This window comes from Streptomyces sp. SCSIO 75703, from assembly GCF_036607905.1.
In the GTDB taxonomy this organism is placed as follows: domain Bacteria; phylum Actinomycetota; class Actinomycetes; order Streptomycetales; family Streptomycetaceae; genus Streptomyces.
On the sequence record NZ_CP144555.1, the window covers coordinates 378,792 to 397,787 of the forward strand.

An 18,996-nucleotide genomic window follows, 5' to 3' on the forward strand; every position below is an offset into this window, starting at 1 on the left:
GCGGACCCCGGGCCGGGCCTGGTGGAATCTCAGGGAGGAAGATCCCGACATGTCAGATTCGTTACGTGGCCCGGCGGGGTCACGCACCGCCATCGGGGAGGCCGAGGCCGAGGCCCTGGTCCAGGGCATCTGCTTCAAGACCGGGCCACCGCGCCGCCTCGGCGTCGAGGTGGAATGGCTCGTCCACGAACGGGCCGCCCCCCGCCGCCCCGTCCCCCACGACCGGCTCGCGGCGGTCTACGCGGCCCTGCGGGCCGTGCCCCTGTCCTCGGCCCTCACCATCGAACCCGGCGGCCAGCTCGAGCTGAGCTCGCTCCCCGCCACCTCCCTCATGGAGTGCGTCGGCGCCGTCTCCGCCGACCTCGACACCGTCCGCGCGGTCCTGCGCGAGGAGGGACTGGCCCTCGTCGGCCTCGGCCACGACCCCTGGCACCCGCCCCGGCGCTATCTGCGCCGGCCCCGCTACGACGCCATGGAGGCGTGCCTGGACCGCGCGGGACCGGCCGGCCGCGCCATGATGTGCGCCTCGGCGTCGGTGCAGGTGTGCGTGGACGCCGGCCACGAGGAGCCGGGTCCGCTCGGACACGTGCGGCGCTGGTGGCTCGCGCACCACCTCGGCGCGGTCCTGGTGGCCGCCTTCGCCAACTCCCCCTTCGCCGCCGACCGGCCGACCGGCTGGCGCTCCACCCGGCAACTGCGGTGGACGCAGATCGGCGTCGGCCGGGCCGGCGGTCCCCCGCTGGACGCCGCCCCGCGCCGTTCCTGGGCCCGGCACGTGCTGGACGCCCCGGTGATGTGCGTGCGCGCCGAGGGCGACGGTCCCTGGCAGGTGCCGACGGGGCTGAGCTTCCGGGAGTGGACCCGGTCCCGTGCGCCCAGGGCGCCGACCCGGGACGATCTCGACTACCACCTGACCACGGTGTTCCCGCCGGTCCGGCCGCGCGGCCACCTGGAACTGCGCATGATCGACGCACAGCCCGGCGACGACGGCTGGATCGTGCCGCTGGCCGTGGCGGCGGCGCTGTTCGACGATCCGCAGGCGTCCGAGACCGCGTACCGGGCGGTGAAGCCGCTGGCGGAGCGGACCCTCGGCCTGCCCGCCCCGCACAATCCGCTGTGGCGTGACGCGGCACGCGCCGGTCTCGCCGACCCCGAGCTGCGGGAGGCGGCCGGCGTCTGCTTCGCGGCGGCGCTCGACGCGCTGCCCCGGCTCGGCGCCACCACCGTCGTGACCGACGCCGTCACGGGGTATCTGGACCGCTACGTCGTCCGGGGCCGCTGTCCCGCCGACGATCTGCTGGACCGGCCCGACGGCACGCTCCGCCACCCGCACGGGAAGGACGTCCGCCCATGACCGACCCCGTCACCGACCCCGAGGTGCTGCGCGAACGCGCCCTCGCCACCCTCACCGCCGCCCGCGACCGCACCGCGCTGCTCACCGGCTGCGTCGAGGAGCCCGACCTGATCGCGCAGCACTCGCCGCTCATGTCGCCGCTGGTGTGGGACCTGGCGCACATCGGCAACCAGGAGGAGCTGTGGCTGCTGCGGGCGGTCGCCGGACAGGAGGCGATCCGCCCCGAGATCGACAGCCTCTACGACGCCTTCGAGCACCCTCGTGCCGAACGGCCCCGGCTGCCGCTGCTGCCGCCCGAGGAGGCCCGCCGGTACGCGGCCGAGGTGCGCTCGCGCGCGCTGGACGTGCTGGAGGGCGCCGCGTTCCGCGGGAGCCGGCTGACCGAGGCGGGCTTCGCCTTCGGGATGGTCGCCCAGCACGAGCAGCAGCACGACGAGACGATGCTCATCACCCACCAGTTGCGCACCGGCCCGCCGGCGCTGACCGCGCCCGACCCCGATCCGGTGCCGCCGTTCACGGGGCCGGCCGAGGTGCTGGTGCCGGGCGGCCCGTTCACGATGGGCACCTCCACCGAGCCGTGGGCGCTGGACAACGAGCGGCCCGCGCACCGGCGCGAGGTGAACGCCTTCTTCCTGGACACCACTCCGGTGACGAACGCGGCCTACCTGGGGTTCATCGAGGACGGCGGCTACACGGACCCGCGCTGGTGGGCTCCCGGCGGCTGGGACCTCGTCCGCCGGCACGGGCTGACCGCGCCGCTGTACTGGCGCCGGGACGGCGGGCAGTGGCTGCGGCGCCGCTTCGGCGTCACGGAGGCGGTGCCGCCCGGGGAGCCGGTGGTCCACGTGAGCTGGTACGAGGCGGACGCGTACGCCCGGTGGGCCGGGCGGCGGCTGCCCACCGAGGCCGAGTGGGAGAAGGCCGCCCGGCACGATCCGGCCTCCGGCCGCTCCCGGCGCTATCCGTGGGGCGACGCCGATCCGGGCCCGGACCACGCCAACCTGGGCCAGCGGCACTTGCGGCCGGCGCCCGCGGGCGGCTACCCGGCGGGACGCTCCCCGCTCGGCGTGGGGCAGCTCATCGGCGACGTGTGGGAGTGGACGTCGAGCGACTTCGCCCCGTACCCGGGCTTCCGGGCGTTCCCGTACCGGGAGTACTCGGAGGTGTTCTTCGGGCCGGAGCACAAGGTGCTGCGCGGCGGTTCGTTCGCGGTGGACGCGGTGGCCTGCCGCGGCACCTTCCGCAGCTGGGACCTGCCGGTCAGGCGGCAGATCTTCTCCGGCTTCCGCACCGCCCGGTCGGCGGAGGTCGCCTGATGTGCCGTCACATCGCCTACCTGGGACCGGCCGAACCGCTGGGCCGGCTCCTCGTGGAGCCCCCGCAGGGGCTGTACCGCCAGTCCTGGGCGCCCGGCCGGCAGCGGTACGGGACGGTCAACGCCGACGGGTTCGGCGTCGGCTGGTACGCCCCGTACGACCGGGTGCCGGCCCGCTACCGGCGCGCGGGGCCGATCTGGGCGGACCAGTCCTTCGCCGACCTGGCCCGGGTGGTGCGCACCCGGGCGCTGCTGGCGGCGGTCCGGGACGCCACCCTGACGGGTGCGGACGCGGAGGCCGCGGCGGCGCCGTTCACCGCGGGGACCTGGCTGTTCAGCCACAACGGGGCGGTGACCGGCTGGCCCGGTTCGCTGGCGCGGGCGGCGGCGCTGCTGCCGGCGGAGGAGTTGCTGTCGCTGGAGGCGCGCAACGACTCGGCGCTGGTGTGGGCGCTGGTGCTGCACCGGCTGCGCGCCGGGGCCGCGCGGGAGCCGGGGCGGGGCTCGGCCGTCGTGCCGACCCCGGCGGCGGGCGGGCGGCGCGCCGGCCCCGGGCACACGGCGGGCCGGGCGCTGGCGGACACGGTCCGGGAGGTCGCCGCGGCGGCCCCCGGCTCGCGGCTGAACCTGCTGCTGACCGACGGCGACACGATCGCCGCCACCGCCTGGGGCGACACCCTGTGGTACCTGGCCCGGCCGCGCGGCGGCACCGTCGTCGCCTCGGAGCCGTACGACGAGGACCCGCGCTGGCGGGAGGTGCCGGACCGCACCCTGCTCGTCGCGAGCCGCACGACGGTGCTGCTCACCCCGCTGGAGGAGCCGGGCGCGCCCGTACGCTCCCCCGCTCCCCCGTCCGCCTCGGTGAAGGAGTCCCGCACGTGAGCCCGTTCCGACTGACCCGCACGCTGGCCGAGGACGCCACGGGGGCGGCGCTGCGCGCCGACGTCCTGACGGGGCTGACCGCGATGCCGAAGTGGCTGCCGCCCAAGTGGTTCTACGACGCCCGGGGCAGCGAGCTGTTCGAGGAGATCACGGCGCTGCCCGAGTACTACCCCACCCGGGCCGAGCGGGAGATCCTCGCGGACCGGGCCGGGGAGATCGCCGCCGCGACCGGCGCCCGCACGCTCGTGGAGCTGGGGTCGGGTTCCTCGGAGAAGACGCGCTACCTGCTCGACGCCCTCACCTCGCTGCGCGGCTATGTGCCGGTGGACGTCAGCGAGAGCGCGCTCACCGGGGCCGGCCGGGCAATCGCGGCCGAGCGGCCCGGCCTGGAGGTGCACGCGCTGCTCGCCGACTTCACGTCGGCGCTGACGCTGCCGCCGACGCCGGGCCCGCGCCTGGTGGCGTTCCTCGGCGGCACGGTCGGCAACCTGCTGCCCGCCGAGCGGGCCGCGTTCCTCGCCTCGGTGCGGGCGATGCTCGCCTCCGGCGACGCCCTGCTGCTCGGCACGGACCTGGTGAAGGACCCGGACGTGCTGGTGCGTGCGTACGACGACGCGGCCGGGGTGACGGCCGCGTTCGACAAGAACGTGCTGGCGGTGGTCAACCGCGAACTCGGCGCCGACTTCGAGCCCGACGCCTTCGACCACGTGGCGCTGTGGGACGCCGGGCGGGAGTGGATCGAGATGCGGCTGCGGGCGCGCACCGCGCAGACGGTGAAGGTGGGCGCGCTCGGGCTGGCCGTGCACTTCGCCGCCGGGGAGGAGCTGCGGACCGAGGTGTCCGCGAAGTTCCGGCGCGAGGGGGTGAGCGCGGAACTCGCGGCGGCCGGGCTGGAGCTGTCCCACTGGTGGACGGACGGCGAGGGGCGGTTCGCCCTGTCGCTGAGCGTGGTGCGCTGAGCCCGCCGGGCGTCGCCGCGCGGTGGCGCGGGGTGCCGCGCCGCCGCGTCAGCGGGCGTTGAGGTCGAGCAGTTCGGTGATGCGCTCGGAGGAGCGGCGGGCCTCCTCGCGGGCGTCGCCGCCGGTGAGCACCTTGGTCATGTAGTCCTTGATCGGGTTGTCGGCCTCGACGGCGCCCCAGCGGGGCGTGGCGGGGGTGGCGCGGCCGTGGGCGGCGCCGGCCGCCATGGCGGCGACGCCCTCCTCGCCGGCGACGGCGTCGGCGAGGGACTCCTTGTTGGGGACGTAGTTCATGGCGCGGGCCAGTTCGGTGTTCCACTTGGCGCCGGCGAGGGCCTCGATGACCGCGACGGCGCCCTCCAGGTTGTCGGTGTTCCTGGGCACGACGAGGTCGGAGCCGCCGGTGAAGACGGCACCGGGCCGGTCGGCGGTCTTGCCGGGGACGGGGAAGAAGCCGAGCTTGCCCTTCAGTTCGGGGTTCTCGCGCAGGATGGTCTGGGCGACGCCGGGCACGGCGATGATCTGGGCGACCCGTCCCTTGGCGAAGACGCCGGCCTGCGGCGGGTGTTCCTCGTCGGCGTCGGCGGGGCCGCGGCCGAGGGCCTGCAGTTCGCGGTAGAACTCCATGCCGGCGAGGGCGGCGTCGCTGTCGAGGGAGCCCTTCCAGATGCCGCCCTTCTGCTGGGCGAGTTCGCCGCCCTCGTCCCAGATGAAGCCGGAGAGGGTGTACCAGTCCTGGCCGGCCAGGTAGATGCCCTGGTTGCCGCCGGTGTCGAGCTTCTCGGTGGCGCTGATCCACTCCTCGCGGGTGCGGGGCGGCTCGCCGATCCCGGCCTCCTCGAAGAGGTCCTTGCGGTAGATGACGACGCGGTTGGCGGCGTACCAGGGGATGCCGAACTGCTGGGACATGTACTGGCCCGGTTCGGCGAGGCCGGGCAGCCACTCGCGGATGCCCCAGTTGCGCATGGACTCCAGGGTGAGGTCCTGGAGGCGACCGCCTTCGGCGTACTGGGCGACCTGGGTGTTGCCCACCTCGATGACGTCGGGGCCGTTCTCGGTGCCGTCGGCCTTCAGCGCGGCCTGCACCTTGTCGCCGATGCCGGTCCACTCCTGGATGCGGATGTCGAGGGCGAGCTTGGGGTGCTCGCGCTCGAACTCCTCCTTGAAGCGGTTGAGGAAGTCCTGCGAGGCGCTGTTCTTCATCAGCCACACGGTCACGGAGCGCCGGTCGTCGGCACCGCCCTCGGACAGGAGGCCGCAGCCGGCGAGCAGGGAGGCGGACACACAGACAAGGGCGAGCAGGCGACGACGTCTCACGAGGGGGTCTTTCTGTCTGACGGACAGGGGCGGCGGGCGGACCGGAGTCCTGCGCACGCGAAGGGAGACCCGACGTGGGGGACGAGCCAGTGGCTCGAACGGGTGACTGGGATTTTGGTATGGACCATTCGTAAGGTCAAGGCCAATGTGAAGGTCGTGGCGGTTTCGACACCGTCGCCCGCCCCCGCGTCGCCTCGCGCCCGGCGGCGGGGTGGGGCACCGTGGAGTGACGCACGGCGCCGGGCGGGACCGCCGGCACCGCCGCCGCCGTGACCGCGCGGAAGGAGCACCGGCATGTCGAACCACACCTACCGGGTCACCGAGATCGTCGGCACCTCGCCCGACGGCGTCGACCAGGCCGTCCGCAACGGGATCGACCGGGCCTCGAAGACCCTGCGCAACCTGGACTGGTTCGAGGTGGCGCAGGTCCGGGGGCAGATCGAGGAGGGGCGGGTGGCGCACTGGCAGGTGTGCCTCAAGGTCGGCTTCCGCCTGGAGGGCACCGAGGACTGACGCGCCGCCGGGTGCGGTGGCGCCGGAGCCCCGGACCAGCCCCGGACCGCCCCGGCGCCGGGGCGGTCCGGGGCCGCCGGTCCGTCAGGTGCGGCCCTGGCGTTCCTGCGCGTCCCGCAGCGCCGCCGAGGGGAGCGCCCAGTCCGCGCGGACCACGGTGAACCCGGCCCGGCGGGCGTCCTCGCAGACCAGCGCGTCGTCGTCGACGAGGACCCGGACCTCGCGGGTGCGGGCGAGCCGGCGCAGCACCTCCAGCTTGGTGAGCCGGGCCGGCCTGCGGTCGGCGTCGCGCCGCATGTGCACGCGTCCCTCGGGCAGCCCGTGCGCCGACAGCCAGTCGTGGGTGTCCCGCCGGCAGCGCTCGGGCCGCCCGGTCAGGTAGACCACCTCGCAGACGCGGGCGCTCTCGCGCACCAGGGCGAGGCCCTCGGCGAGCGGCGGGTCGTCGGGCGCGGCGGCGAAGAACGCCTCCCAGTCGCGCGGCCGGCGCTCCAGGAAGTGCTGCCGGTGTGCGGTGGAGGCGAGGGTGTTGTCGAGGTCGAACACGGCCAGGGGGCGCGCGGTGCGGTCGGTCACGCCCCCACCGTAGGCGAGGCCGGGGCGGCCGGGGGAATCCCGGCGGCGCGCGGGCGTTGAACAGGGTGTGAGTTCCCTGATCGCCACCACGCCGTTCTCCGTCCTCGACCGTTCCCGCGTGCGCGAGGGCCACGACGCCGCGCGGGCGCTGCGCGACACCGTGGCGCTGGCCCGGGAGGCGGAGCGGCTCGGCTTCCGCCGCTTCTGGGTCGCCGAGCACCACGGGGTGCCCGGGGTGGCCGGTTCGGCGCCGACGGTGCTGGCCGCCGCCGTGGCGGGCGCGACCGGCCGCATCCGGGTCGGCACCGGGGGCGTGATGCTGCCCAACCACCGCACGCTGGTCGTCGCCGAGCAGTTCGGCGTGCTGGAGTCGCTCTTCCCGGGACGGATCGACATGGGGCTCGGCCGCTCGGTCGGCTTCACCGACGGGGTACGCCGGGCGCTGGGCCGCGACAAGGGGGACGCGGAGGACTTCGAGGGACAGCTCGCGGAGTTGCTGGGCTGGTTCCGGGGCACCTCCCCCACGGGCGTGCGGGCGCGCCCGGCGGAGGGGCTGCGCGTCCCGCCGTTCGTGCTGGCGATGGGCGAGGGCGCGGAGGTGGCCGCGCGGGCGGGCCTGCCGATGGTCATCGGGGACCTGCGCGGCCGGGAGCGGATGCTGCGCGGCATCGAGCGCTACCGCGCCGGGTTCCGCCCCTCGCAGTGGAGCGCGGAGCCGTACGTGATCGTGTCGGGGACCGTGGCCGTGGCCGGGACGCCCGGGCAGGCGCGGCGCCTGCTGGTGCCGGAGGCGTGGTCGATGGCGCACGCCCGCACCCGCGGCACCTTCCCGCCGCTCGCCCCGGCCGAGGCCGTCGAGGCCCGGACGATGACCGCGAAGGAGCGCGACCTGTACGAGTCCGGTCTGCGGGGGCACATCGCGGGCACCGAGGAACAGGTGGCGGCGGAGCTGGAGGCGCTGCTGCGCGACTCGGGCGCGCAGGAGGTCCTGGTGACGACCAGTACGTACGACCGGACGGCGCTGCTGGACTCCTACCGCCGGCTGGCCCGGATCGCGGCGACCGCCGCGGCGCCGGACGGCTCGGTTGGTGCCGGGGGCCGGGACGGCGGACGATGACGACGGGGCGTCACCACCGCGCGCGACGGCGGCCGGCCGGCGCCCCGGCGCCGCCGCCGGGCCCGGAGCCCGTGGCGCAGACCGAGACCGCACCCCCTACGGAGCCCGCCGATGCACAGCCCCCACGACCCCTACGTCCGGGTGCGCGGCGCCCGTGAGCACAACCTGCGGGGTGTGGACGTCGACGTCCCGCGCGACGTCGTGGCCGTCTTCACCGGGGTGTCGGGCTCCGGCAAGTCCTCCCTCGCCTTCGGCACCGTCTACGCGGAGGCGCAGCGGCGCTACTTCGAGTCGGTCGCGCCCTACGCGCGCCGGCTGATCCACCAGGTGGGTGCGCCGAAGGTGGGCGAGATCACCGGGCTGCCGCCCGCCGTGTCGCTCCAGCAGCGCCGGGCGGCACCGACCTCCCGGTCCTCGGTGGGCACGGTCACCACCCTGTCCAACTCGCTGCGGATGCTGTTCTCGCGCGCCGGGACCTACCCGCCGGGGGCGCCGCGGCTGGACTCGGACGCCTTCTCCCCGCACACGGCGGCCGGGGCGTGCCCGGAGTGCGAGGGGCTCGGCCGGGTGCACCGGGTCACCGAGGAGTCGCTGGTCCCCGACCCGTCGCTGTCCATCCGCGAGGGCGCCGTCGCGGCCTGGCCGGGCGCCTGGCAGGGCAAGAACCTGCGGGACGTCCTCGACGCGCTGGGCCACGACGTGGACCGGCCCTGGCGCGAGCTGCCGGCGCGGGAGCGGGAGTGGATCCTGTTCACGGACGAGCAGCCGGTGGTGACGGTGCACCCGGTCCGGGAGGCGGGCCGCGTCCAGCGGCCGTACCAGGGGACGTACACGAGCGCCCGCCGGTACGTCCTGAAGACCTTCGCGCAGTCCCGGAGCCCGGCGCTCAGGGCGCGGGCGGAGCGCCATCTGACCAGCGAGCCCTGCCCGGTGTGCGGCGGGGCCCGGCTGCGGCGGGAGGCGCTGGCGGTGACCGTCGGCGGGCGGACGGTCACCGAACTGGCCGCGCTGCCGCTCGCGGACCTCGCCGGCGTGCTGCCCACCGAGGGCGAGACGGCACGGGTGCTCACCGCAGACCTCGTCTCCCGGGTGAGGCCCGTCGTCGAACTGGGCCTCGGCTACCTGAGCCTGGACCGGCCGGCGCCGACCCTCTCGGCGGGCGAGCTGCAACGGCTGCGGCTCGCGACCCAGTTGCGCTCGGGACTGTTCGGCGTGGTCTACGTCCTCGACGAGCCGTCCGCGGGACTGCACCCGGCGGACACGGAGGCGCTGCTGACGATCCTGGGGCGGCTGAAGGCGGCCGGGAACTCGGTGTTCGTGGTCGAGCACCACCTCGGCGTGGTCCGCGAGGCCGACTGGATCGTCGACGTGGGCCCGGGGGCGGGCGAGCACGGCGGCCGGGTGCTGTACAGCGGGCCCGTGGACGGGCTGGCCGGCACGGCGTGCTCGGCGACGGCCCGGTACCTCTTCGACCGCTCCCCCGCGCCCGCACGGCCGGTGCGCGAGGCCCGGGGCACGCTGACGGTCGGCCCGGTGACCCGGCACAACCTGCGCGGGGTGCGGGCCGAGGTGCCGCTCGGCGTGCTCACCGCCGTGACCGGTGTGTCCGGCTCCGGCAAGTCGACGCTCCTGGACGCGATCACCGAGGACCTGCCCGGCGTGCGGCGGCTGGTGCGCGTCGACCAGAAGCCCATCGGGCGCACCCCGCGTTCCAACCTGGCCACGTACACGGGGCTGTTCGACGTGGTGCGCCGGCTCTTCGCCGCCACGGACGCGGCCCGCGCACGCGGGTACGGCGCCGGCCGGTTCTCCTTCAACACCGCCTCCGGCGGGCGCTGCGAGACCTGCCAGGGCGAGGGCTTCGTCAGCGTCGAGCTGTTGTTCCTGCCGAGCACGTACGCGCCCTGCCCGGACTGCGGCGGGGCGCGTTACGGCCCGGCGACGCTGGAGGTGACGTACCGGGGACGGAACATCGCCCAGGTGCTGGACCTGACGGTGGAGGAGGCGGGGGCCTTCTTCGCCGACCGGCCGGCGGTGGCGCGCAGCCTGTCGGCGCTGCTGGCGGTCGGCCTCGGCTACCTGCGCCTGGGACAGCCCGCGACGGAGCTGTCCGGCGGAGAGGCACAACGCGTCAAGCTGGCGAGCGAGTTGCAGCGGAGCCGGCGCGGGCACACGCTCTACCTGTATTGATCACGAGCGTTGTTGACACTGCTGGATCTTGAACATGGCGAAGACCTCCGGTGTGGTGGGAGCTGTCTAGGAACTCACCGCACGGAGGTCTTCGTGCCCCACCGTAATGCCCGGCTGACCGTCTTCGGTAGAAGACTGCTGGTCGAACGTGTCTGCTCAGGCCGTCCGGTCGCTCACGTGGCCGCCGAGATGGGTATCTCCCGGGCCACGGCTCACAAATGGATCCGCAGGTGGCGGGCTGAAGGCGAGGCGGGCCTGCACGACCGGTCGAGCCGGCCTCACACGACGCCGCACCGGACCGCGGCCTCGGTCGAAACCCGCGTCTGCGACCTGCGACAGAGCCGCAAGCTCGGGCCGGCCAGGATCGGCCCGATCCTGGGCCTGCCCGCCTCGACCGTCCACCGGATCCTGACCCGCCACCGGCTCAACCGCCTGGCCTGGCTCGACCGCCCCACCGGCACGCTGATCCGCCGCTACGAACGCGAGCGTCCCGGGGAACTCATCCACGTCGACGTGAAGAAACTCGGCCGGATCCCCGACGGCGGCGGTCACAAAGCGCTGGGCCGCCAGGCCGGCCGGGCCACCCGCAACAACATGGGCTTCGACTACGTCCACTCCGCCGTCGACGACCACACCCGCCTCGCCTACAGCGAGATCCACGGCGACGAGAAGACCGCGACCTGCGCGGGCTTCCTCACCCGCGCGGCCACGTTCTTCCACAGCCAGGGCATCACCCGGATCGAGCGGGTGCTGACCGACAACGCCTGGGCCTACCGCAAGGGCCTGGCCTGGAAGGCAGTCCTGGCCGAGCTCGGCGCGACCGGCAAGCTGACCCGGGCCTACCGGCCGCAGACCAACGGCAAGGTCGAACGCTTCAACCGCACCCTGCTCGACGAATGGGCCTACCTGCGGCCCTACACCTCAAACACCGAACGGACCGAAGCCCTGGCAGACTTCCTCCACACCTACAACCACCACCGCTGCCACACCGCACTGGACGGACACCCGCCCATCAGCCGTGTCAACAACGCTGCGGGTCAATACATCTACCTGCTGGACGAGCCGACCACGGGGCTGCACCCGGCCGACGTCGAGGTGCTGATGCGGCAGGTGCACGGTCTGGTCGACGCCGGGAACACGGTGGTCGTCGTCGAGCACGACATGAGCGTGGTGGCGGGCGCGGACCGGGTGATCGACCTGGGGCCGGGCGGCGGCGACGCCGGGGGCCGGATCGTCGCGGCGGGGACGCCGGCCGAGGTGGCGCGGGCCTCGGGCAGCGCGACGGCGCCCTATCTGGCGCGGGCGCTGGCGGACGGCGGCACGCGCCGGTGAAGGCGCTTCACCGGCGCGTGCCGGGGACGTGACCGCCGCGGGCGTTCACTCGCGGCCCCGCCAGGTGCCGCCGGTGTCGCCCTCCTGGTCCGTCATGGTCTCCGCCTCGATCCGCTCCTTGCGCACCCGGCCCCGTACGGTCTCCTGCTCGGTGTGCTGCTCGGTGGTGAGCCGGACCCGTTCGACGGGCACCGTCTCGGTCTCCACCACGGGGCGCTCCTCGTGCAGGACGACCTCGTGCTCGGCCTCGCCGATGTCCGGCCCGGCCAGGGCCGCGTCGCGGTTGGCCTCGGTGATCGGCTCCCGTTCCACGCGGACTTCCTCGTGGCTGACGGGGACGGTCTGCTCGACGTCCTCGGTGACGACGTACTTGCGCAGCCGGGCCCGGCCGCTCTCGCGCCGCTCGACCCGGACGTGCATCTGCTCCTCGGAGCGGGTCATGGCGTCGTCGCGCGGACCGGTCCGGCCGGCCTCGCCGGGGCGTCCGGCGGTGTCCGCGGTCCCGGTCAGGCCCGCCGTTCCGGCGGCTCCGGCGGCTCCCATGCCGGTGCCCGTGCCCATGCCGGTGTCCGTCCCGGCGGGGGCGGCCCCGGCGGCCGTTCCGGCGGTGGTGGTGTCGTCCGGGGCGGGCCGCTCGGCCTCGCTCAGCACGCTGTCCCAGTTGATCCCGTAGTAGTCGTAGAGCCGGTGCTCCTCGGTCTCCGACAGATGGCCGCCCGCGTCGACGTCGACGTTGGGCGCGCCCTTGACCTGGTCCTTGCCGTACGGGACCTCCAGGTGGTCCTGGACGAGCGCCGCGTCGTGGACCGGCACGAACGACTCGCTGGAGCCGAAGAGTCCCGTCCTGACGGTCACCCACTCGGGTCGCCCGGTCATGTCGTCGAAGAACACGTGCTTGGCGTCGCCGATCTTGTTGCCCTCGCCGTCGTAGACCGGCTGGTCCAGGACGTTGGCGATCTCTTCACGGGTGATCATCTGTCATCACCCTCCTTCCGGTGCCTGCCCTCCGGTTGTCCGCATCGGCAGCGGGGAAACGGAACTTCGCTCACAAAGGCATATATTCTCTGATTTCGCCACATTCTGATGACCGAGCGTGGCGGCCGGTCCCCCGGCGTGTCCGGGCCGGGCCGCCGCGCACAGGGAGCGGCGGTCGCGGTGACGGCCGGGCGGCACGGCGGGGAGCACGTCCACCTCGGCGCTCAGGTGCCGCGCCGAGACCACCCGCCAGACGGAGGCGAGCAGGGTGTCCTCGCCGACGAACGCGGCGGCCGTGGCGGGCGCACCGTCCCCCGCCCGGTAGCGGACGCGTACGGGCTGGACGGGCACCCCGGCGTCCAGGGCGGCCTGGAAGACGGCCCGGCGGAAGCGCCCCCGGGCCCGGCCGCACCAGGTGCTGCCCTCGGGGAAGACCGCGACGGCGGCGCCCGCGCGCAGCACCCCGGCGATCCGGGCGACGGTGCCGGGCAGGGCGCGCGGCCGGTCGCGTTCGATGAACAGGGTGCCGCCGCGCGCCGCGAGCGCCCCGGCCACCGGCCAGCGGCGGATCTCGCTCTTGGCGACCATCCGGGCCGGGCGCACGGCGGCGAGCAGCGGGATGTCCAGCCAGGAGACGTGGTCGGCGACGAGGAGCAGCCCGCCGGCGGGCGCGGCGGCGCCGGTGACGCGGACCCGGACCCCGGCGGCGCGGACCAGGGTCCGGCACCAGCGGCGCACCCAGGCGTCCGGGACCAGGCGGCGCAGCGGCGCCAGGGCGGCCCCGGCGGCCAGCAGGGCGGTGAGCGCGACGAGCCGCGCCACCGCGCGCGGGAGCGCCACCGGCACCGCCCCCCGCGGCACGCAGCCCGCCGGGGTGCAGGGCGCGGTGGGCGACCAGGTGTCCATCAGGCCGGCAGGAGCGAGAGGAAGTGCCGCAGGTAGCGGGGGTCGACCCGGTCCATCGCCAGCAGGACGTACAGGTCGGCGACGCCGAAGTCGGCGTCGTGCGCGGGCTCGCCGCAGACCCAGGCGCCGAGCCGGAGGTAGCCGCGCAGCAGGGCGGGCAGTTCGGTGCGGCCCGAGGGCGCGGCGGGCCGCGGCTGCCAGGGCAGCAGCGGCCGGACCCGGTACGTCTCGGGGGCGAGGTGGCGCTCGCGCACTCGCTCCCAGGTGGCGGCGGCGGTGTGGCCGCCGTCGGCGAGCGGGAGGGAGCAGCAGCCGGCGAGCCAGGCGTGGCCGCGCTCGGCCATGTAGCGGGCGAGGCCCGCCCATATGAGGCCGATGACGGCGCCGCCGCGGTGGTCGGGGTGGACGCAGGAGCGGCCGACCTCGACCAGGCCGGGGCGGATCGGGGCGAGCGGGGCGAGGTCGAACTCGCCCTCCGCGTAGAGCCGTCCGGCGACGGCGGCGCGCTCGGGCGGCAGCAGCCGGTAGGTGCCGACGACCTGCCCGGTGGTCTCCTCGCGGACCAGGAGGTGGTCGCAGTAGGCGTCGAAGGAGTCGATGTCGAGTCCGGGCTGCGGGGTGGTGAGCAGGGCGCCCATCTCCGCGGCGAAGACGTCGTGCCGCAGCCGCTGCGCGGCCCGTACGTCCTCCTCGTCGCGGGCGAGGGAGACGGTGTAGCGGGTGGGCGCGGGCGGCTGCGGGGGACGGTCGAGGGTCAGTACGCCGGTCATGGCGGGTCTCCTGACTGGGGGCCGGTGCGGCGGCAGCGGGCGGCGGGCCGTGGGGTACGGTCCCGCCGCTCCTGTTCTTCCGTTGCCGGTTGGCGTCCGCGTGACCTGGGCCGGGAGACGGGATGAGGGGAGGGTGAGGGGATGCTGAACGGCGCCGCGCGGGCGCGGGCCGGGCCGGCTCGCGGCGTGCCGCCGCCGGCATGCGAGACGGGGCCGAGAATGAGCACCACACCCGGCCCCGCCCGTCCGCGCTTCCCGGCGAACGACTGTCGTGGGCCCCGGGGACCGGGGCCCGTCCCTCTAGCGCTTGGCCACCTTGCGGGTGGCGCGCAGCCACTCCTTGTTCATGCTGGTGATGGACATCAGCGGGATGCCCTTCGGGCAGGCCGTGGCGCACTCCCCGGCGAGGGTGCAGCCGCCGAAACCCTCCTCGTCCATCTGCGCCACCATGTCCAGCACCCGGGTCTCGCGCTCGGGGGCGCCCTGCGGCAGCACGTTGAGGTGGTTGATCTTCGCGGAGGTGAAGAGCATCGCCGCGCCGTTCGGGCAGGCCGCGACGCAGGCGCCGCAGCCGATGCACTCGGCGTGCTCGAAGGCGAACTCGGCGTCCGGCTTGGGCACCGGGGTGGCGTGGGCCTCCGGCGCGGCACCGGTCGGCACGGAGACGTAGCCGCCGGCCTGGATGATGCGGTCGAAGGACGAGCGGTCGACGACGAGGTCCTTCACGACCGGGAAGGCCGAGGCCCGCCACGGCTCGATGTCGATCGTGTCGCCGTCCGAGAAGGACCGCATGTGGAGCTGGCAGGTGGTGGTGCGCTCCGGGCCGTGCGCGTCGCCGTTGATGACGAGCGAGCAGGCGCCGCAGATGCCCTCGCGGCAGTCGTGGTCGAAGGCGACCGGGTCCTCGCCATTGAGGATGAGCTCCTCGTTGAGGGTGTCGAGCATCTCCAGGAAGGACATGTCGGGCGAGATGCCGTCCACCTCGTACGTGGACATGGCGCCGTCGGCGTCGGCGTTCTTCTGCCGCCAGACGCGCAGGGTGAGCTTCATGCGTAGCTCCGCTGAGTGGGGTGGACGTACTCGAAGACCAGGTCTTCCCGGTGCAGGGCCGGGGCCTCGCCCGTGCCCGTGAACTCCCAGGCCGCGGCGTAGGAGAACAGGTCGTCCCTGCGCTCCGCCTCGCCGTCGGGGGTCTGGGACTCCTCGCGGAAGTGGCCGCCGCAGGACTCGGAGCGGTGCAGGGCGTCCAGGCACATCAGCTCGGCCAGTTCCAGGTAGTCGACGATGCGGTTGGCCTTCTCCAGCGACTGGTTGAACTCCTCGCCGGTGCCCGGCACCTTGATGCGGCGCCAGAACTCCTCGCGGATCGCCGGGATGGCCTCCAGTGCCTTGCGCAGACCGGACTCGGTGCGCGCCATGCCGCAGAACTCCCACATCAGCTCGCCGATCTCGCGGTGGAAGGAGTCCGGGGTGCGGTCGCCGTCGACGGACAGCAGCAGGTTGAGCCGGTCCTCGGTCTCGGCCAGCACCTCCTGCACCTGGGGGTGGGAGGCGTCGACCTCGTCCTTGTGCGGGTTGCGGGCCAGGTAGTCGTTGATGGTGGCCGGCAGGACGAAGTAGCCGTCGGCCAGGCCCTGCATCAGCGCGGAGGCGCCGAGCCGGTTGGCCCCGTGGTCGGAGAAGTTGGCCTCGCCGATGGCGAAGAGGCCGGGGACGGTGGTCTCCAGGTCGTAGTCGACCCACAGCCCGCCCATCGTGTAGTGCACGGCCGGGTAGATGCGCATCGGCACCCGGTAGGGGTCCTCGTCGGTGATGCGCTGGTACATGTCGAAGAGGTTGCCGTACTTGGCCTCCACCGCCTCGCGGCCCATCCGCGCGATGGCGTCGGCGAAGTCCAGGTAGACGCCCTGACCGCCCGGGCCGACGCCCCGGCCCTCGTCGCAGACGTTCTTCGCGGCGCGGGAGGCGATGTCGCGGGGCACCAGGTTGCCGAAGGACGGGTAGATGCGCTCCAGGTAGTAGTCGCGCTCGTCCTCGGGGATCTCGTTCGGCGGCCGGTCGTCGCCCATGCGCTTCGGCACCCAGATGCGGCCGTCGTTGCGCAGCGACTCGCTCATCAGGGTCAGCTTGGACTGGTGGTCGCCGGTGCGCGGGATGCAGGTGGGGTGGATCTGGGTGAAGCAGGGGTTGGCGAAGTAGGCGCCGCGCCGGTGCGCCCGCCAGACGGCGGTCGCGTTGGAGTTCATGGCGTTCGTCGACAGGTAGAAGACGTTGCCGTACCCGCCGGTGGCGAGGACCACGGCGTCCGCGAAGTAGGTGTCGATCTTCCCGGTGACCAGGTCGCGGGCGACGATGCCGCGGGCCCGGCCGTCGACGACGATCAGGTCGAGCATCTCGGTGCGGGCGTGCATCTCGATGGTGCCGGCCGCGATCTGCCGGGACAGCGCCTGGTAGGCGCCGAGCAGGAGCTGCTGGCCCGTCTGGCCGCGGGCGTAGAAGGTGCGGGAGACCTGGACGCCGCCGAAGGAGCGGGTGTCGAGCAGGCCGCCGTACTCGCGGGCGAAGGGCACGCCCTGCGCCACGCACTGGTCGATGATCTCGACGGAGATCTGCGCGAGCCGGTGCACGTTGGACTCGCGGGAGCGGAAGTCGCCGCCCTTGACGGTGTCGTAGAAGAGGCGGTGGATCGAGTCGCCGTCGTTGCGGTAGTTCTTGGCGGCGTTGATGCCGCCCTGGGCGGCGATGGAGTGGGCGCGGCGCGGGGAGTCCGTGTAGCAGAACTGGATGACGTGGTAGCCCTGTTCGGCGAGGGTGGCGCCGGCGGAGCCGCCGGCGAGCCCGGTGCCGACGACGATGACGGTCTGCTTGCGCCGGTTGGCCGGGTTGACCAGCTTCGCCTGGAAGCGGCGGGTGTCCCAGCGCTCGTTGATGGGTCCGGCGGGGGCCTTGGTGTCGGTGATCGGGGCACCGGCCGTGTAGTCGGCGTAGGAGGTCATCTTCAGCTCACCAATCCGGTCATGACGCCCACGGGCACGGCGATGAAACCGGCCGTGAGCAGCAGCGCGAGGACGTTGGCGACGGTCTTCAGGGCGCGGTCGCGGGTGCGGCTGCCGGCGCCGAGGGTCTGGGCCGCGCTCCAGAAGCCGTGCCGCACGTGCAGGCCGAGCGCGAGCATGGCGACGAGGTAGATGACGTTGCCGTACCAGGTGGAGAAGGTGTCCACGACGTTCTGGTAGGGCTTGCCGGCCTCGAAACCGCCGGTGTGCACGGTGCCGGTCGTCAGGTCGAGGATGTGCCACACGATGAAGAGGCCGAGGATGATCCCGCCCCAGCGCATGGTACGCGTGGCGTAGCTCGCCCGCGGCTTCTTGTGCACGTACTTGCTGGGCCGGGCCTTGATGTCCCGGCGGCTGAGCTGGTACGCGGAGACGGCGTGCGCGACCACGGCGACGACCAGGACGACGCGGACCAGCCACAGGGTCCACTCGTAGTGCATGATCGGCTCGCCGAGCGTGCGCAGCCAGTGGGCGTAGCGGTTGAACTCCTCGGCACCGAAGTAGATCTTCAGGTTCCCGATCATGTGGGCGACCAGGTAGAGCAGCATGACGAGTCCGCTGACCGCCATCACCGTCTTCTTGCCGACGGTCGAGTCCCACACGGTGCGCGCCATGGACGGCCGTCGGTCCGTCCGCGTTGCCAGAGCCATGTCACAGGACGTTACGGGCACCAGGGCCCATCGGTCCAAGACATGGTCCCGGTTGTTTCCATAGGGGTTTCCTATCGGCGGCGTATCCTGGCCGTATGCAGTTGCAGCAGCTCCAGTACTTCGTGGCGGTGGCGGAGACCCGGCACTTCACGCGGGCGGCGGAGGCCGTGCACGTGGCGCAGCCCTCGCTGTCGCAGCAGATCAAGGCGCTGGAGCGGGAGTTGGGCGCCGACCTCTTCCTGCGGGCCCGGGGCAACATCACGCTCACGGACGCCGGGGAGGCGCTGCTGCCGCTGGCCCGGCGCATCCTCGCCGACGCGGACACCGCCCGGTACGAGGTGCAGGAACTGGTGCAGCTCCGGCGCGGCCGGGTGCGGCTGGGGGCGACGCCGAGCCTGTGCACGGGTCTCCTGCCCGACGTGCTGCGCGCCTTCCACGACCGCTATCCCGGCATCCGCCTGCTGATCGAGGAGGGTGGCTCCCACGACCTGGTGCGGGGGCTGGCCCGCGGGGCGCTCGACCTGGCGCTGGTGGTCCTGCCGCTGCCCACCGCGTCCCCCGCGCTGACCACGGTGGAACTGCTGCGGGAGGACCTCGTGGTGGTGTCGTCGCCGGAGGCGTCGGTGCCCGGGGCGGGACGGCGGGCGGTGCGGATCGCCGATCTGGAGGGCGAGCGCATGGTGATGTTCCGGCACGGCTACGACCTGCGGGAACTGACCGTCGCGGCGTGCCGCGCGGAGGGCTTCGAGCCGGACTTCGCGGTGGAGGGCGGGGAGATGGACGCGGTGCTGGGCTTCGTCCGGGCGGGGCTCGGGGTGGCGGTGGTACCGCGGATGGTGGCCACCCGGGCGGGACGGGGACTGCGGGTCACCCCGCTGGCCCGGCCGGGGCTGTACCGCACGATCGCGCTGGCGCACCGCAGCGACGTGGCGCCGCCGCGCGCAGCCCGCGAACTCCAGCGCATGCTGCTCGAACGCTGACGCGGCGGGACGGGGCGGGCGGCCCGGAGCGGCGCACGGCCGGGGGCGCCCGACGGCCGGGGCGAAGCGGCGGCGGGACGGCGCGGGCCCCGGCCCCCGGCGTG

16 protein-coding genes and 2 pseudogenes are annotated in these 18,996 nt (G+C 74.2%); 10 read left to right on the plus strand and 8 right to left on the minus strand.

What is annotated here, in order from left to right:
* Positions 1-49: 49 nt before the first annotated feature.
* The 4 genes from egtA to egtD are packed head-to-tail and all read left to right on the plus strand — an operon-like array spanning position 50 to position 4,510.
* Entirely contained in the window at positions 50-1,354 is a 1,305-nt protein-coding gene (egtA, locus tag VM636_RS01770) for an ergothioneine biosynthesis glutamate--cysteine ligase EgtA (RefSeq protein WP_338483001.1), read from the plus strand.
* On the plus strand, positions 1,351-2,670 hold the full coding sequence (gene egtB, locus VM636_RS01775) for an ergothioneine biosynthesis protein EgtB (RefSeq protein ID WP_338483003.1): 1,320 nt from the start codon (positions 1,351-1,353) through the stop codon (positions 2,668-2,670). Before egtA ends, egtB begins: the two co-directional genes overlap by 4 nt.
* Positions 2,670-3,551: a class II glutamine amidotransferase gene (locus tag VM636_RS01780; protein WP_030418870.1), complete on the plus strand. Its 882-nt coding sequence runs from the start codon at positions 2,670-2,672 to the stop codon at positions 3,549-3,551. Before egtB ends, VM636_RS01780 begins: the two co-directional genes overlap by 1 nt.
* Entirely contained in the window at positions 3,548-4,510 is a 963-nt protein-coding gene (gene egtD / locus VM636_RS01785) for an L-histidine N(alpha)-methyltransferase (RefSeq protein WP_030418869.1), read from the plus strand. Before VM636_RS01780 ends, egtD begins: the two co-directional genes overlap by 4 nt.
* 48 nt (positions 4,511-4,558) lie before the next feature.
* On the opposite strand, the gene VM636_RS01790 is transcribed toward egtD, so the two are convergent.
* Positions 4,559-5,794 carry an extracellular solute-binding protein gene (locus tag VM636_RS01790; RefSeq protein WP_030418868.1) on the minus strand — a complete coding sequence of 412 codons (1,236 nt, stop codon included), beginning with the start codon at positions 5,792-5,794 and terminating at the stop codon, positions 4,559-4,561.
* 327 nt (positions 5,795-6,121) lie between these two features.
* On the opposite strand from VM636_RS01790, the gene VM636_RS01795 reads away from it, so the two are divergent.
* Complete coding sequence (locus VM636_RS01795; protein ID WP_030418867.1) at positions 6,122-6,340, plus strand: dodecin; 219 nt, start codon at positions 6,122-6,124, stop codon at positions 6,338-6,340.
* Positions 6,341-6,424: 84 nt separating this feature from the next.
* Here VM636_RS01795 and VM636_RS01800 read toward each other — a convergent pair whose 3' ends face one another.
* The gene (locus tag VM636_RS01800; protein ID WP_030418866.1) at positions 6,425-6,916 is read right to left on the minus strand and encodes a nucleotidase; all 492 of its coding nucleotides are present in this window, start codon (positions 6,914-6,916) and stop codon (positions 6,425-6,427) included.
* A 67-nt stretch (positions 6,917-6,983) separates the two neighbouring features.
* Here VM636_RS01800 and VM636_RS01805 point away from each other — a divergent pair, with 67 nt between their 5' ends.
* The 4 genes and pseudogenes from VM636_RS01805 to VM636_RS01820 all read left to right on the plus strand — a co-directional run.
* Positions 6,984-8,033, plus strand: coding sequence for an LLM class flavin-dependent oxidoreductase (locus VM636_RS01805; RefSeq protein ID WP_051821211.1), 1,050 nt, complete (start codon positions 6,984-6,986; stop codon positions 8,031-8,033).
* A gap of 111 nt (positions 8,034-8,144) precedes the next feature.
* Complete coding sequence (locus VM636_RS01810) at positions 8,145-10,223, plus strand: excinuclease ABC subunit UvrA (RefSeq protein ID WP_338483005.1); 2,079 nt, start codon at positions 8,145-8,147, stop codon at positions 10,221-10,223.
* Between the two features lie 93 nt (positions 10,224-10,316).
* Positions 10,317-11,270, plus strand: a pseudogene (locus VM636_RS01815) (IS481 family transposase); the annotation flags it as partial.
* A pseudogene (locus VM636_RS01820) lies at positions 11,268-11,555 on the plus strand (ABC transporter); the annotation flags it as partial. The pseudogenes VM636_RS01815 and VM636_RS01820, both read left to right, overlap by 3 nt.
* 45 nt (positions 11,556-11,600) lie before the next feature.
* Here the strand turns inward: VM636_RS01820 and VM636_RS01825 are convergent.
* From VM636_RS01825 to VM636_RS01850, 6 genes are all read right to left on the minus strand, one after another.
* Positions 11,601-12,530: a PRC and DUF2382 domain-containing protein gene (locus tag VM636_RS01825; protein WP_338483006.1), complete on the minus strand. Its 930-nt coding sequence runs from the start codon at positions 12,528-12,530 to the stop codon at positions 11,601-11,603.
* A gap of 6 nt (positions 12,531-12,536) precedes the next feature.
* Positions 12,537-13,436, minus strand: coding sequence for a lysophospholipid acyltransferase family protein (locus VM636_RS01830; protein ID WP_338483008.1), 900 nt, complete (start codon positions 13,434-13,436; stop codon positions 12,537-12,539).
* Complete coding sequence (locus tag VM636_RS01835) at positions 13,436-14,206, minus strand: GNAT family N-acyltransferase (protein WP_338483009.1); 771 nt, start codon at positions 14,204-14,206, stop codon at positions 13,436-13,438. Before VM636_RS01835 ends, VM636_RS01830 begins: the two co-directional genes overlap by 1 nt.
* 300 nt (positions 14,207-14,506) lie before the next feature.
* Positions 14,507-15,256, minus strand: coding sequence for a succinate dehydrogenase/fumarate reductase iron-sulfur subunit (locus VM636_RS01840; protein ID WP_338483010.1), 750 nt, complete (start codon positions 15,254-15,256; stop codon positions 14,507-14,509).
* Positions 15,253-17,202, minus strand: coding sequence for a fumarate reductase/succinate dehydrogenase flavoprotein subunit (locus tag VM636_RS01845; RefSeq protein ID WP_030418859.1), 1,950 nt, complete (start codon positions 17,200-17,202; stop codon positions 15,253-15,255). The genes VM636_RS01840 and VM636_RS01845 overlap by 4 nt, the downstream gene beginning before the upstream one ends.
* 2 nt (positions 17,203-17,204) lie before the next feature.
* Positions 17,205-17,876, minus strand: coding sequence for a succinate dehydrogenase (locus VM636_RS01850; RefSeq protein WP_030418858.1), 672 nt, complete (start codon positions 17,874-17,876; stop codon positions 17,205-17,207).
* A 131-nt stretch (positions 17,877-18,007) separates the two neighbouring features.
* Here VM636_RS01850 and VM636_RS01855 point away from each other — a divergent pair, with 131 nt between their 5' ends.
* Positions 18,008-18,892 (plus strand): LysR substrate-binding domain-containing protein, encoded by an 885-nt coding sequence (locus VM636_RS01855; RefSeq protein ID WP_053912816.1) that lies wholly within the window; start codon positions 18,008-18,010, stop codon positions 18,890-18,892.
* Positions 18,893-18,996 lie beyond the last annotated feature (104 nt).

Coding starts and splice junctions, on each gene's coding strand:
- egtA (WP_338483001.1), top strand. CDS start 50: ATGTCAGATTCGTTACGTGGCCCGGCGGGGTCACGCACCGCCATCGGG.
- VM636_RS01835 (WP_338483009.1), bottom strand. CDS start 14,206: ATGACCGGCGTACTGACCCTCGACCGTCCCCCGCAGCCGCCCGCGCCC.
- VM636_RS01780 (WP_030418870.1), top strand. CDS start 2,670: ATGTGCCGTCACATCGCCTACCTGGGACCGGCCGAACCGCTGGGCCGG.
- VM636_RS01845 (WP_030418859.1), bottom strand. CDS start 17,202: ATGACCTCCTACGCCGACTACACGGCCGGTGCCCCGATCACCGACACC.
- VM636_RS01830 (WP_338483008.1), bottom strand. CDS start 13,436: ATGGACACCTGGTCGCCCACCGCGCCCTGCACCCCGGCGGGCTGCGTG.
- egtB (WP_338483003.1), top strand. CDS start 1,351: ATGACCGACCCCGTCACCGACCCCGAGGTGCTGCGCGAACGCGCCCTC.
- VM636_RS01810 (WP_338483005.1), top strand. CDS start 8,145: ATGCACAGCCCCCACGACCCCTACGTCCGGGTGCGCGGCGCCCGTGAG.
- VM636_RS01850 (WP_030418858.1), bottom strand. CDS start 17,876: ATGGCGCGCACCGTGTGGGACTCGACCGTCGGCAAGAAGACGGTGATG.
- VM636_RS01795 (WP_030418867.1), top strand. CDS start 6,122: ATGTCGAACCACACCTACCGGGTCACCGAGATCGTCGGCACCTCGCCC.
- VM636_RS01825 (WP_338483006.1), bottom strand. CDS start 12,530: ATGATCACCCGTGAAGAGATCGCCAACGTCCTGGACCAGCCGGTCTAC.
- VM636_RS01840 (WP_338483010.1), bottom strand. CDS start 15,256: ATGAAGCTCACCCTGCGCGTCTGGCGGCAGAAGAACGCCGACGCCGAC.
- VM636_RS01855 (WP_053912816.1), top strand. CDS start 18,008: ATGCAGTTGCAGCAGCTCCAGTACTTCGTGGCGGTGGCGGAGACCCGG.